General features: G+C 53.6%; 13 protein-coding genes. 5 read left to right on the top strand and 8 right to left on the bottom strand.

The window, feature by feature from the left end; all coding sequences use genetic code 11:
* Positions 1 to 11 precede the first annotated feature (11 nt).
* The 8 genes from MWU63_RS17845 to tldD form a co-directional block, all read right to left on the bottom strand.
* Entirely contained in the window at positions 12 to 749 is a 738-nt protein-coding gene (locus tag MWU63_RS17845; RefSeq protein ID WP_213890899.1) for an SDR family NAD(P)-dependent oxidoreductase, read from the bottom strand.
* Complete coding sequence (locus MWU63_RS17840) at positions 746 to 2,059, bottom strand: FAD-binding oxidoreductase (RefSeq protein WP_213890898.1); 1,314 nt, start codon at positions 2,057 to 2,059, stop codon at positions 746 to 748. Before MWU63_RS17840 ends, MWU63_RS17845 begins: the two co-directional genes overlap by 4 nt.
* Before the next feature lie 2 nt (positions 2,060 to 2,061).
* Positions 2,062 to 2,466: a hypothetical protein gene (locus tag MWU63_RS17835; RefSeq protein WP_213890897.1), complete on the bottom strand. Its 405-nt coding sequence runs from the start codon at positions 2,464 to 2,466 to the stop codon at positions 2,062 to 2,064.
* A gap of 71 nt (positions 2,467 to 2,537) precedes the next feature.
* Positions 2,538 to 3,164, bottom strand: coding sequence for a 3-oxoacid CoA-transferase subunit B (locus MWU63_RS17830; RefSeq protein ID WP_213890896.1), 627 nt, complete (start codon positions 3,162 to 3,164; stop codon positions 2,538 to 2,540).
* A gap of 14 nt (positions 3,165 to 3,178) precedes the next feature.
* Positions 3,179 to 3,874, bottom strand: coding sequence for a CoA transferase subunit A (locus tag MWU63_RS17825; RefSeq protein WP_247079097.1), 696 nt, complete (start codon positions 3,872 to 3,874; stop codon positions 3,179 to 3,181).
* A 126-nt stretch (positions 3,875 to 4,000) separates the two neighbouring features.
* A complete protein-coding gene (topA, locus tag MWU63_RS17820; protein WP_213890894.1) occupies positions 4,001 to 6,559 on the bottom strand; it encodes a type I DNA topoisomerase in 2,559 nt (852 codons plus the stop codon).
* Between the two features lie 111 nt (positions 6,560 to 6,670).
* Positions 6,671 to 7,816 carry a DNA-processing protein DprA gene (gene dprA, locus MWU63_RS17815; RefSeq protein WP_247079094.1) on the bottom strand — a complete coding sequence of 382 codons (1,146 nt, stop codon included), beginning with the start codon at positions 7,814 to 7,816 and terminating at the stop codon, positions 6,671 to 6,673.
* Between the two features lie 122 nt (positions 7,817 to 7,938).
* Entirely contained in the window at positions 7,939 to 9,360 is a 1,422-nt protein-coding gene (tldD, locus tag MWU63_RS17810; RefSeq protein ID WP_213890892.1) for a metalloprotease TldD, read from the bottom strand.
* Between the two features lie 210 nt (positions 9,361 to 9,570).
* Between tldD and coxB the strand changes: the two genes are divergently transcribed.
* From coxB to MWU63_RS17785, 5 genes are read left to right on the top strand one after another with little or no spacing between them, the layout of a single operon-like run.
* Entirely contained in the window at positions 9,571 to 10,467 is an 897-nt protein-coding gene (gene coxB, locus MWU63_RS17805; protein ID WP_213890906.1) for a cytochrome c oxidase subunit II, read from the top strand.
* 53 nt (positions 10,468 to 10,520) lie between these two features.
* Positions 10,521 to 11,465, top strand: a complete 945-nt coding sequence (cyoE, locus tag MWU63_RS17800; RefSeq protein ID WP_213890891.1) for a heme o synthase — start codon at positions 10,521 to 10,523, stop codon at positions 11,463 to 11,465.
* Positions 11,465 to 11,656: a hypothetical protein gene (locus MWU63_RS17795; RefSeq protein WP_213890890.1), complete on the top strand. Its 192-nt coding sequence runs from the start codon at positions 11,465 to 11,467 to the stop codon at positions 11,654 to 11,656. Before cyoE ends, MWU63_RS17795 begins: the two co-directional genes overlap by 1 nt.
* The gene (locus MWU63_RS17790; protein WP_213890889.1) at positions 11,653 to 12,231 is read left to right on the top strand and encodes a cytochrome c oxidase assembly protein; all 579 of its coding nucleotides are present in this window, start codon (positions 11,653 to 11,655) and stop codon (positions 12,229 to 12,231) included. Before MWU63_RS17795 ends, MWU63_RS17790 begins: the two co-directional genes overlap by 4 nt.
* Positions 12,232 to 12,252: 21 nt before the next feature.
* Entirely contained in the window at positions 12,253 to 13,053 is an 801-nt protein-coding gene (locus tag MWU63_RS17785; RefSeq protein WP_213890888.1) for a cytochrome c oxidase subunit 3, read from the top strand.
* Positions 13,054 to 13,058 lie beyond the last annotated feature (5 nt).

Raw genomic sequence — 13,058 nt, 5'->3', positions numbered from 1 at the left:
CGTGCAAAATTCTAGACCGACAGTTTTTTGAATATCCCTTCGGGGATCGAGCGAATGATCAGCATAATGTAGCGCCAGAAGAACGGTGTGTAGATCACGTTCTTTTTCTTATCCACGGCACGCAGCAGGTCGCGGGCAACCTTCTCTGGCGGCGCAACAAGAAACATTCCCTCTATGCCCCATGTCATTGCGGTGTCCACAAAGCCGGGTTTCACGGTAACAACGTGGCCCCCGGATCGGTTAAGCCTATTACGCAGACCCGACAGATAGGTGTGAAACCCAGCTTTGGCTGCACCATAGACATAGTTGCCAATCCGGCCCCGATCACCTGCAACAGACCCAACACCGATAACAGTGCCAGATCCGCGTTCTTCCATAAGAGAGGCGAGACCTTGCAAGAAACGGGCAGGGCCTGTGAAACTGTCCGTCACGGTGCCGTCGATCAGGCTGGGTTCTGCGTCAATCGCGTCTTGTGGTGGCATTGAGCCGACGAAAACGGCCACATTGATTATTCCTTCTTCGGCGGAGACGCGGTCGTAGATCGCTGAAAAGCTCTCAGGCTTGCGTGCGTCAAAGAAAACGGGTTCCGCCACCCTGGCGCCTCTGACGGCGCTATCAGTGGCGCTGCGCTTTAGGTCATCCATGTCGCGGCCAGCAAAAAACACTGCGTCACCGCGTTCTGCAACGGCGCGTCCGAAGGCTCGTGCCATGGAAGATGTTGCGCCAAGAATAATCCAACTCTGCATCATAGTGTCGTCCTCAGGTCTAGTCGGCGGATCAGGTCGGTTGCGAATTGTCCCTCAGGGTCTGCTTTTTCAACTTCATCAACCCACGCAGCATGTTCCGGATACATCGACTTGATACGCGCACCCGTCGCCAGAGAATCTTTCGCAAGATAAAGGCGCCCACCCGCGAGTTGGGTCATCTCTTCAAGCCGGCTGATCAGAATTTCGGCTTGTGGACGGTTCGGAAAGTCGACGGCCAGCGTATACCCTTCCATCGGGAAGGACATATTGCCAGCCCGGCCAGCGCCCATACGTTTTAAAACAGCCAGGGGTGACGCAAGCCCGGACCGTGCGATCAGCTCAAGCATCTCTCGCAGGGCAGCTGCCTTCTCAATCGGAACGACACATTGGAACTGATGAAAGCCGCGTTTTCCGTAAAGCTTGTTCCAGTCATGAATTGCATCCAACGGAAAGAAGAAGTCGTTTATCGGCTTGACCGAAGTGCGCCCGCTTTCAGGAACACGCCGATAGTAGGCTGCGTTAAATGCCTTTACGATTGGTTTTGAAAGCGCGAAAGCAGGTGCATTGAATGGAACGGACTTGGGCTTCTTTTGTGCGGGCATCAGGCCAGAGCCTGTTTCAGCCTCTTCAAGTATACCACGCCCAAGGTTATTCCCTTTGGCCGTTGCATCAATCCAGCCGACTGAATATGTCGCTGTTGAATTGTCGAGAAGCGTCAGGAAGTCCTCGTAAGATTCCGCACGACGCTCTGTCACCATCATGACATCACCCTTGCAGGGCAGCATCTGTAACTTGACCGATACAATAATGCCGGTTTGTCCAAGACCACCGACTGTGGCCTGAAACAGCTTTGCAGATTTCTTCGGCCCAATGACTTTCTTGCCAGAAGGTGTCATCAGAACAAGACTAATCACATGTTGCCCGAATGAACCGTTGCCATGATGGTTTTTACCGTGCACGTCATTTGCGATACAACCAGCAACGGTGGCAAATCCAGTGCCTGGCATAACGGCAGGCAGCCAGCCACGTGGTGCAAAGAGGCGTGCAAGTTCACCAATCTGGCATCCCCCTTCGACCTCTAGAGTGCCTGAATCAGGATCAAAGCCGATGATACGGTCCAACCGGGTCATATCTATTGCGGCCCCACCATCATTCAAAGAAGCGTCGCCATAAGACCTGCACATGCCTATTGCAGGTGCGGGCGTCTCCTTTAACGCAGCAACTAGATTGGAGACGCGCTCCGGTCGTGCAACCTGGCCAGTTGCAGTGTGGACCCGGCCCCAGCCAGCGTATTCAGTTGTTTTCCAGAGCATACTTAACCTTTAATGAATGGCGTTCCGCCAGTGGAAAAATGAGAAGCCCAACGCAAACCACGCAACAGATAGTTGATAACCGATAATCCGAACAGCGCCAGAAACAGTATGAAAGACAGGCGCAAAATCTGCGCTTTGATCTCTTCCCATTCAGTTGTCGTTGCAAGCGCGACAAGGCCGGTCAGAACCAACGCAAGTAATCTGCCAAACAGCAGAGTATCGCGCCATAGCCGTGCGGCACGCGGTAGGGAAGGGCCTGTATTTGCGTTGCTCAATGTCATTGCCTGCGAACTAGCGACACAATAGGGCGAGATTATGTAGCTGATTGGGGCGAGAATATGGACCAGAACCTTAAAAAACAACAGGTGCAGGCGTTTAAAGTGCAGATCGAATGAAGGTTCGGGCATTATTAATGCACTGAATAAAAAACCGGGAGCGATTGGCCCCCGGTTCAAGTATTCGCGATGATATCACTAAATCAGTTCACGAGCGTCGCTTCTGTTGCTGCGCGCGCTTCTTCCTCGCTGACGCCGTCTGCAAGCTCAACCAACTTCAGTCCACCTTCGACAACATCAAAAACACCCAGGTTAGTTATGATCCGATCAACAACGCCTTGGCCGGTCAGCGGAAGCGTGCATTCCTTAAGCAGCTTGGACTCGCCGTGTTTTGAGGTGTGATCCATCACAACGACAACACGACCGACACCAGCCACCAGATCCATTGCACCACCCATTCCCTTGACCAGCTTGCCCGGGATCATCCAGTTCGCAAGATCGCCGTTTTCGGCAACCTCCATCGCACCCAGAATGGCCATCGCGATTTTCCCGCCGCGGATCATGCCAAAGCTTTGCGCCGAGTCAAAATACGAGGTTTGCGGAAGTTCGGTAATAGTTTGTTTTCCGGCATTGATCAGATCAGCGTCAATGTTTTCTTCGGTCGGAAACGGGCCCATGCCCAACATTCCGTTTTCTGATTGCAGCGTTACTGTTACACCTTTTGGAATATAGTTTGAAACCAGCGTCGGAATACCGATGCCAAGGTTCACATACCAACCATCCTGAAGCTCTTGCGCCGCACGGGCGGCCATTTGATTTCGATCCCACATGGTCTGTCCTCCCCTTAAGCTGCGCTGATGGTGCGTTGTTCGATACGTTTCTCATGCTCACCCTGAATCAGGCGGTGCACGTAAATTCCGGGCAGGTGAATGCTGTCCGGGTCGAGTGAGCCGGTTGGCACAATCTCTTCGACCTCTGCCACGCAGATTTTGCCACAGGTTGCGGCGGGTGGGTTGAAGTTGCGTGCTGTCTTGCGAAACACAAGGTTACCGGTCGCATCCGCCTTCCAGGCCTTCACAATCGAAAGATCAGCAAAGATGCCGCGTTCTAAAATGTAGGTTTCACCGTTGAAATCCTTGTGCTCTTTGCCGTCAGCAATAACTGTTCCAACGCCCGTTTTTGTGTAGAATCCCGGGATACCGGCGCCACCGGCACGCATCCGTTCAGCGAGTGTGCCTTGTGGGTTGAACTCCAGCTCAAGTTCACCGGACAGATATTGACGCATGAACTCTGCATTTTCACCAACGTAGGAGGAGATCATTTTCTTGACCTGTTTGGTTTGCAGCAAAATGCCAATCCCAAAATCGTCAACACCTGCGTTGTTAGAAGCAAAGGTCAGATCCTTGGTGCCGGCTTCCTTGATCGCTTCAAGCAAAAGTTCCGGAATGCCGCAGAGGCCAAAACCACCAGCTGCAATAAACATGCCATCGTGAAGGATACCTCCAAGTGCTTCGGCCGCCGAGCCGTAGACTTTTTTCATCTTTGTCTCCTTTGCAAATTTTGCGTTGGATGGATTTGTGGCGACAGCGTGAGCGAGAGTCAATGAATTGCCGCACCGCAGCGTCAGTTTGCTGCGCTCTAAATAGTTGCTGCTATCCGTCCGGGTTTATTTTGCAGCAGCCTTTTTAGCGGGCGCCTTCTTTGCCGCTGGTTTTTTCTTCGGAGCAGCCTTTTTACGTGTTGGCTTTTTACCCGCTTTTTCGGTGATCAGTTGCAGTGCAAGCTCCATTGTTACTGATGTGGGTTCCACATCTTTGGGCAATGTTGCGTTGACTTTCTGCCATTTTACATAAGGGCCATAGCGGCCCTCCATGACATTAACTGGTCCGCCTTCGGGGTGTTCTCCAAGTTCAACAAGGGGTTTCGCCGCTTTGCGTGCGCCGCCTTTTGCAACTTTCTGCGCCAATACCTCAACAGCCCGGTTCATACCTATTTCGAAAACCTCGTCGATGTTTGGTAAGTTCGCATAAACCTTGCCGTGTTTGACAAAGGGGCCATAGCGGCCAAGTCCGGCCTCAACCATTTCGCTGTCATCCGGGTGCGGACCAAGTTCGCGCGGCAGGCTTAGCAACTGCAATGCTTTCTCAAGATCGATGTCTTCCTGCGTCCAGCCTTTTGGAAGCGATGAACGTGGTGGCTTTGGCACCTCATCTGTCGCGTCGCCGCGTTGAACATAGGGGCCAAATCGCCCTTTTCGCAATGTGATCTTATCGCCTGCATCTTCGCCCAGGTATTTGCCATCTGGTCCAACTTCGCTTCCTTCAATGCCGGGGGGGCCGAAGGGGCGGGTAAAACGGCACTCTGGATAATTTGAGCAGCCGATAAATGCACCACCGGAACGCGCCGTCCGCATCGATAAGCGGCCAATCCCGCAGTTTGGACAAAGACGTGGGTCACCGCCGCCTTCGGTTGGGGGGAACAGGTGCGGCTCTAACACCTCATTGATTTTTTCCAGAACATCCGTGATGCGAAGTTCGGATGTTTCTGCAATAGCGGCTGAAAAATCGCGCCAAAACCGAGCAAGCACTTCTTTATAGTCAGCATTCCCCGCAGAAACATCGTCTAGCTGTTCTTCAAGGTCTGCGGTGAAATCGTATCCAACATATTTTCTGAAGTAGTTTGTAAGAAAGACAGTGACCAATCGGCCTTTGTCTTCTGGAATCAGGCGATTTTTTTCTTTTCGAACATATTCACGGTCCTGAATCGTCGTCACGACCGACGCGTAGGTTGACGGCCGCCCGATACCAAGCTCTTCCATCCGTTTCACCAGTGTTGCTTCGGTGTATCGGGGTGGGGGCTGGGTGAAGTGTTGTTCAGGTGTGACAGATTTTTTGTCAGCGGCTTCGCCCTGCATGATTTGGGGCAGGCGCTTGTCGTCATCATCTACGACAGTGTCATCACGACCTTCTTCATAGACTTTCATAAAGCCATCGAACATCACGACCTGACCAGTTGCCCGCAATTCAACCTGGCCGTCCGCACTGGCGACATCCACCGTGGTGCGTTCCATCCGGGCTGATTCCATCTGGCTCGCAAGTGTGCGCTTCCAGATCAAATCATAAAGCTTGCGTTGATCCGCTTCCAGACGGGCGAGTTTTGCAGCATCAACAGACATATCTGTCGGGCGGATACATTCATGCGCTTCCTGCGCGTTTTTGGCTTTGTTCTTGTACATGCGCGGATTCGCAGGAACGTAGCTGTCGCCATAACGGCTTTTGATTTCATCGCGGGCGGCGGACGCGGCTTCCGGGGCCATATCGATTCCATCGGTCCGCATATAAGTAATGTACCCGGCTTCATACAGGCGTTGCGCAGTGGACATGGTTTGACGCGCGCCAAAGCCAAATTTGCGGCTTGCTTCCTGTTGCAGGGTCGAGGTCATGAAAGGAGGTGACGGGTTGCGGCTGGCGGGCTTTGCCTCAACCGATTTAACCGTCAAATCGCGTGACTGGACGGCATGTACGGCAAGCTCGGCGGCTTCGGAGGTTGCGATGTCATGCTTATCGAGTTTCTGGCCTCCCAGAACGGTTAGCCGGACTTCGTAATCCTGACCGCGCGGCGTGGAAAGCTGTGCTTTTACAGACCAGTATTCGCGGGCGTTAAAGACCTCGATTTCCATCTCACGCTCAACGATCAAGCGCAGGCAGACAGATTGAACACGTCCGGCTGACTTGGAACCGGGCAATTTGCGCCACAACACCGGTGATAGGTTGAAACCAACAAGATAGTCAAGCGCGCGCCGTGCAAGATAGGCCTCGACCAAGGGGGCGTCGATCTCACGTGGGTGCGCCATAGCCTCTGTTACGGCTGATTTTGTAATGGCGTTGAAAACCACTCGTTTCACAGGCGTGGTTTTCTTTATTGCTTTGCGTTTTGTCAGGGCTTCCTGCAAATGCCAGCTGATCGCCTCGCCTTCGCGATCAGGGTCGGTTGCGAGGATCAGATCGTTGTCATCTTTCAGCGCATCAGCGATGGCTTTCACGTGTTTGCGGGAATCTGCGCCGATCTCCCAGATCATTTCAAATCCGTTGTCGGTATCGACGGACCCATCCTTTGGCGGCAAGTCACGCACGTGACCGTAAGATGCCAGAACGGTGTAATCATCGCCCAGATATTTATTGATAGTTTTGGCTTTCGCCGGGGATTCAACAACAACGACGGGCATGAAATTCCTCTCAACAATCCACTCAGAAATCAACGCGACTCGAGGGTGAGCTTATGGCGGCGCAAGATGTGGTGTGTTGCTGTTGAATGTCAATGGTATCTAGCGAGCTGATTATCGAACGATGGATAATAACCCTCCGGCACGACGTTCGATGCGGCCTTCCAGCTCCAGTGTTGTTATCTCTGGATTAATAGCTTTTGCAGGTAAAGCGAGGTCTCGGATGAGCTGATCTTCGGCAATCGGGCTCGGGCCGAGCCGCGATAAAATTTCTGTGTGTAGCTTCGAAATTTCCCTGAGACTGCGCTTTGGCAGTTTCTTTTTTGCCACTGGCTGAGGTTCCGGCGGTTGGTTGTTTACAGTGTGCGACTGGGAAATCGCTTCTATCACATCTTCCGCTGAGCGGACGAGTGTTGCGCCTTCGCGGATGAGCGCGTTGCAACCAGACGCGCGTGCGTCAATCGGATGTCCGGGAACTGCGAGAACTTCACGACCTTGGTCCAATGCGTTGCGCGCCGTAATCAGGCTGCCGGACTTGAGAGCTGCCTCAACCACGACAACTGCGTGGGACAGACCAGAAATAATGCGATTGCGCGTAGGAAAATGCCGCGCCTGTGGCCGCATCCCCATGGGTTGCTCGGACAGGCAAAGTCCTGTTTTGAAAATCTCGTCGGCTAATGCTGCGTTTTCCTGTGGGTAAATTACATCGACGCCACCGCCGAACACAGCAACGGTTCCGCTTGGCAGGGCCGCGAGATGAGAGGCCGTGTCAATACCCCGGGCGAGGCCTGAAACCACAACAAACCCGGCTTCTCCTAGTTCTGCGGCCAGTTTTCGGGCCATGCGCGTCCCGAGGCTAGAGGCATTTCTTGCACCAACAAGGGCGATCATAGGGCTGCTTAACAGCGTCGTGTCGCCCCGCACCCAAACAATTGGTGGCGCATCCGTAATATCCATAAGCGCGGCCGGATAATCCGGCGTGCCGTAACAGATCATCCGGACGCCCAGTTTTTGTGCCAGTGACATCTCTGCTATCGCCACGTTTTCCGGGCAAACCTCGTAGTCTTTAACGCCTGCACTGCGGGCAACTTCGGGCAATGCGACAAGCGCATCATCGGCTGTTTTATGTTCCCGCAGCAGCTTGAAGAAAGTGGTTACACCTACCCGACGCGAACGGATAAGGCGAAGCCACGATAACAAATCTTCGTCCGTCTGAGGGGGATGTAGGGTGTGGTTAGAAGAAAAAAGATCCTCTGCCATCGTGACTCCGTCTGCTAGTGGACTCACTATGCGCACGCTCGGTTAACACCGCGTAAACATCAGGAATGATCAGTTTAGCCACCAATACCGCGAGACTCTGTTACAGCGATGCGGGTGGCTGATCAGGCCGCAGAACCACCAACAGTTAGACCGCCAATCATCAAGGTTGGTTGGCCAACCCCGACTGGCACCCATTGCCCCGCTTTCCCACAGTTTCCTATGCCGGGATCAAGCGCCATGTCGTTGCCGATGGCGCGAATTTGTTTCATCGCTGTGGCACCGTCGCCTATCAGTGTTGCACCTTTCACAGGTGCGCCAACTCTTCCGTTCTGAACGCGGTAGGCTTCTGTGCAGGAAAACACAAACTTGCCATTCGTGATATCGACCTGGCCTCCACCAAAACCAACAGCATAAATGCCGTCTTTCAGATCGGCCAAAATGTCGGTGGGATTTGCATCGCCACCCAGCATGTAGGTATTCGTCATGCGTGGCATTGGGGCATGCGCGTAAGATTCGCGCCTTCCGTTGCCCGTTGCCTTAACGCCCATTAGCCGGGCGTTCTGACGGTCTTGCATGAAGCCGACCAAGACCCCGTCTTCAATTAGGGTATTTTTGCCGCTGGGGGTGCCTTCGTCGTCAAAGGTGATGGATCCACGCCTGTCGGGAATCGTTCCATCATCCAGCACTGTCACGCCCTTGGCGGCAACTTGCTGTCCCATCAGGCCGGCGAAGGCTGATGTTCCCTTGCGATTGAAATCCCCTTCAAGGCCGTGCCCGACCGCCTCGTGCAACAATATGCCCGGCCAGCCCGCACCGAGCACGACATCCATGACACCAGCCGGGGCAGGGACGGCAGACAGGTTCACCGCTGCGATACGCAACGCTTCACGAGCGGTGGTCTGCCAGTTGTCGCGAACCATGAGGTCTGAAAGGCCGGTACGCCCGCCGCCGCCGGTGGACCCAGATTCGCGTCGCCCGTTTTCTTCCACAATGACCGAGATGTTCAGCCTGGCCATTGGGCGTACGTCCCGAAGCAAAGCGCCCTCAGGGCGTAAAATCTCTACTTCCTGCAAAGACGCCGCAATCGTTGCCGAGACTTGTACAACGCGCGGGTCGAGCGCACGTGTGAACTCATCAATCTCACGCAGCACATCCAGTTTTACTGTAAATTCCGCCTGTTCAATCGGGTCTAGATCGGTATAGAGCCGCTTGTTTGTGAGAGCTGGCGCATCTGCGAGCGCTCCGCCGCCTGTACCAACCGCGAGCCGGGCCGTTTCGACAGCGCGTTTAAGCGCCGCTTCGCTGATATCGGTCGAATGAGCGTATCCGGCAGTTTCACCACAAACCGCACGCAAACCAAACCCTTCTGACGCATCGTAGCTTGCGTTTTTTACGCGCCCATCGTCAAATACCAGTGCTTCGGAGCGGCGGCGTTCCAGAAACAGTTCACCATCATCCGCCCCTCCGGTTGCTTGGCGAAGTAAAGCCAGTGCCACTGATTGATCCAAAGAGGTGTCAAAAGGGCGAAAGGGGGTATAAGACATACGGGCACTCCGGCTGAATTCGTTGCAAAAACGCAAAAGCGGCTGTTTGCCGCGCATGATTTGCTTGTTCCATCTCGCTTAATATGGTTTCAAGCGCACCGGACACAATGGGAATCCGGCTTATATTTGAGCCGGGCCTCCGGGCGGGTTGTTCCGTCGGGACGCGAACAGGATACAGATATGCGACTTCTGAGCTATTTTTCTGGCCTTATGGCCGCCACACTCGCAGTTTTCACCAGCTTTGCAGCGTTTGCCCAAGATGGAATCGATGGGCTGGAAATCGTTGGGGCACCAATTGACGGTGCTCTTGGGTTTCAACCTGCGGCGACTGAACTGGCCCGCGATCAACAATGGCTCGATGGTATGGTCCTCGTGATCATCACTGCGATTGTTGTTTTTGTCACAGCTTTGCTGGCGTACATTATCGTTCGTTACAACGCCCGTATGAACGGCACCCCAGCGCGGTTTACCCATAACTCCCCTCTGGAAGTTGCGTGGACACTGATTCCAATTGTGATTCTGGTTTTCATTGGGGCGTTTTCGCTTCCTGTATTGTTCAAGCAGCAGGAAATTCCAGAAGCTGACATCACCATCAAGGTCACCGGCTATCAGTGGTACTGGGGTTACGAATATGTCGACGAAGGGTTTGGCTTTGACAGTTATCTGCTTGGCCACCCTGCAACATTGGGTGACGAAGACGGCGATGTGGAGCCTTACGTGCTGAACGCTGCAATGGAAGCGCGTCTGGAACGTGACGGATACTCGCGCGATGAGTGGCTTCTTGCAACTGACAACGCGGTGGTTGTGCCGATCGGAAAAACGATCGTGATGCAGGTCACCGGAGCGGACGTGATCCACAGCTGGGCTATGCCTGCCTTTGGTGTGAAGCAAGACGGCGTTCCGGGCCGTTTGGCAGAACTTTGGTTTGCTGCAGAGCGCGAGGGTATCTACTTTGGCCAGTGTTCTGAATTGTGCGGAAAAGACCACTCTTACATGCCGATCACAGTTAAAGTGGTAAGCCAGGCTGCCTATGATGCCTGGCTACAGCGCGCAAAAAGCGAATTCGCGGGCGTGCCACAGAACGTCAACGTTGCATCGAACGACTGACACCTATCAGACGGGGCGTATAACAACGCCCCGCCTCTAGGAAGAGGAACGCCATGAGCGATACAAGCATCAACATGCAGGCAGGCTCTGACCCGGTGGAAGCCGGGTTTGGCGATTATTTCGCGTTGCTGAAACCGCGCGTGATGTCTTTGGTTGTTTTTACTGCTTTTGTCGGTCTGCTGGTTGCGCCGGTATCCGTGCATCCGATGGTTGGTTTTGCTTCTATCCTGTTTATCGCAATTGGCGGGGGCGCATCCGGCGCTCTGAACATGTGGTGGGATGCTGACATTGATCGCGTGATGAAACGCACGCAGTCACGCCCCATACCTTCCGGCAAAGTGACCGAAGGTGATGCGTTCGCAATAGGGATCACACTTTCTGCTATGTCTGTTGTGATGCTGGCGCTTGCCTCGAACATTGTGGCGGGGGCCTTGTTGGCTTTCACAATATTTTTCTACGTGGTGATTTATACCATGTGGCTGAAGCGCTGGACGCCGCAGAACATTGTTATCGGCGGCGCTGCCGGGGCTTTCCCTCCGATGATCGGGTGGGCCGTTGCCACGGGCGGTGTTTCAATTGAAAGCGTCCTGATGTTTGCGATTACTTTCATGTGGACGCCACCTCATTTCTGGGCGTTGGCGCTGTTCATGAAGGGCGACTATTCGAAGGCAGGTGTCCCAATGTTGACTGTCACGCATGGTCGCAAAGTGACGCGCACGCATATCCTCGTTTACACGCTGCTTCTTGCGCCTGTTGCGCTGGGCGCCGGATTTACATCTATCGGTGGTCCGATTTACATGGCGACGGCTATTGTCCTGAACCTGCTTTTCATCAAAGGTGCATATGGTATCTGGCGTCGTGACGAAACCGCCGCCGAGGCTGATCAATACCGCGTTGAAAAAGCGTTTTTCAAACTTTCGCTTCTCTATTTGTTCCTGCATTTCGGAGCGCTTTTGGTTGAAGGCGCTTTGAAACCCTTTGGTTTAGGGGGTTGGTGATGGCGATTGGACGCGAGCACGAATTGCACAAACGCCGGATGGGTCGCAATATGGGCGTCGGGCTGGCACTTGCCGGATTTGTCGCAATTGTCTTTGGTCTGACGGTGGTTAAAGTCAAGGTTATTGATGTGCCTTCTGCCTATGAGCAGAACACCGGGCTAGGGGCTGCAACATCTGGGGCAAGCGAATGAGTAAACTGACAAGCATTCAGAAAACCGTTTCGTTGTTGGTCGGAGTCGTTCTTGTCATGGGTGCGCTCGCCTGGGCGTCGGTCCCGCTTTACAACTGGTTTTGCAAAGTAACGGGTTACGGCGGCACGACAAATACTGCGACGACCTCATCAGACACGATTCTCGATCGAACAATCTCTATCCGGTTTGATGCCTCCGTCGACCGGAATATGGCGTGGGAATTCAAACCTGTTGCGCGCGAAATGGAATTGAAAATCGGCGAAACTGGGTTGGCCTTTTACGAAGCGTATAATCCCACGAACCGTGTTATCGCCGGTACGGCGTCGTACAATGTTGCACCCTACGCCGCAGGTTCTTTTTTCACCAAGATCGACTGTTTTTGCTTTGAATTGCAGGTTTTACAGCCCGGCGAACGGGTCATGATGCCCGTAAGTTTTTACGTTGATCCAGAAATGGTAGACGACCGCGAAGCAAAATATGTGCAGCACATCACGCTGTCTTACACATTCTACGAAACCGAATTACCCGAAGAGACGGCAAGCCTCTCGACTGCGGCTTCGGCCCCTGTTAACTAAGCCTCCAACGAGGGAACACGCATGGCACACGAAAAAAACCACGACTATCACATTCTACCACCGGCGATTGAGCCACTGCTTGGGGCACTTGGCGCGTTTGTCATGCTCTTTGGCGCAGTTATGTGGATGGCAGAAGGCATTCCCTATCTCTTCTTTATCGGCCTTGCGCTAGTGCTTTATGTCATGTTCGCATGGTGGTCCAAAATGGTCACCGAAGGCCAGACCGGTGATCACACACCTGTAGTGCGGATCGGCCTGCGTCTTGGGTTCATCATGTTCATCATGTCAGAAGTCATGTTCTTCTCGGCATGGTTCTGGACGTTCTTTAAACATGCAATGTACCCGATGACCGAAGGTTCGCCAGCTATTGATGGAATTTGGCCACCTGCCGGGATTGAGACGTTTGACCCGTTTCACCTGCCATTGATCAACACGCTGATCCTGCTGTGTTCCGGTGCGGCTTGCACATGGGCACACCACGCACTGGCTCATGAAAACAACCGCAAAGACCTGATCAATGGCCTTATCCTGGCGATTATTCTTGGGGCATTGTTCACGTTCTTTCAGGCCTACGAGTACAGCCATGCGGCATTTGGGTTCACCGATGGTATCTACCCATCGACCTTCTACATGGCGACTGGCTTTCATGGATTTCACGTTTTGCTTGGTACCGTCTTCTTGTTCGTCTGCTTGATGCGCGCATTGAAAGGTCACTTTACACCGGATCATCACGTAGGGTTCGAGGCTGCAGCCTGGTACTGGCACTTCGTTGATGTGGTCTGGCTGTTTCTGTTCGCTGCCGTTTATATCTGGGGCGCCTGAGCAAG

This window comes from Pseudohalocynthiibacter sp. F2068 (assembly GCF_023015645.1).
GTDB classification, from domain to species: domain Bacteria; phylum Pseudomonadota; class Alphaproteobacteria; order Rhodobacterales; family Rhodobacteraceae; genus Pseudohalocynthiibacter; species Pseudohalocynthiibacter aestuariivivens.
The sequence above is the reverse complement of the archived record's forward strand: the minus strand, read 5'-3'. Positions and strand labels throughout refer to the sequence as shown.

What these genes read in the sequence shown, in the direction of transcription:
- tldD (WP_213890892.1), bottom strand. Translation starts at nt 9,360, where the DNA reads ATGTCTTATACCCCCTTTCGCCCTTTTGACACCTCTTTGGATCAATCA.
- MWU63_RS17835 (WP_213890897.1), bottom strand. Translation starts at nt 2,466, where the DNA reads ATGCCCGAACCTTCATTCGATCTGCACTTTAAACGCCTGCACCTGTTG.
- dprA (WP_247079094.1), bottom strand. Translation starts at nt 7,816, where the DNA reads ATGGCAGAGGATCTTTTTTCTTCTAACCACACCCTACATCCCCCTCAG.
- MWU63_RS17790 (WP_213890889.1), top strand. Translation starts at nt 11,653, where the DNA reads ATGAGTAAACTGACAAGCATTCAGAAAACCGTTTCGTTGTTGGTCGGA.
- MWU63_RS17785 (WP_213890888.1), top strand. Translation starts at nt 12,253, where the DNA reads ATGGCACACGAAAAAAACCACGACTATCACATTCTACCACCGGCGATT.
- MWU63_RS17840 (WP_213890898.1), bottom strand. Translation starts at nt 2,059, where the DNA reads ATGCTCTGGAAAACAACTGAATACGCTGGCTGGGGCCGGGTCCACACT.
- cyoE (WP_213890891.1), top strand. Translation starts at nt 10,521, where the DNA reads ATGAGCGATACAAGCATCAACATGCAGGCAGGCTCTGACCCGGTGGAA.
- MWU63_RS17830 (WP_213890896.1), bottom strand. Translation starts at nt 3,164, where the DNA reads ATGTGGGATCGAAATCAAATGGCCGCCCGTGCGGCGCAAGAGCTTCAG.
- topA (WP_213890894.1), bottom strand. Translation starts at nt 6,559, where the DNA reads ATGCCCGTCGTTGTTGTTGAATCCCCGGCGAAAGCCAAAACTATCAAT.
- MWU63_RS17795 (WP_213890890.1), top strand. Translation starts at nt 11,465, where the DNA reads ATGGCGATTGGACGCGAGCACGAATTGCACAAACGCCGGATGGGTCGC.
- MWU63_RS17825 (WP_247079097.1), bottom strand. Translation starts at nt 3,874, where the DNA reads ATGAAAAAAGTCTACGGCTCGGCGGCCGAAGCACTTGGAGGTATCCTT.
- MWU63_RS17845 (WP_213890899.1), bottom strand. Translation starts at nt 749, where the DNA reads ATGATGCAGAGTTGGATTATTCTTGGCGCAACATCTTCCATGGCACGA.
- coxB (WP_213890906.1), top strand. Translation starts at nt 9,571, where the DNA reads ATGGCCGCCACACTCGCAGTTTTCACCAGCTTTGCAGCGTTTGCCCAA.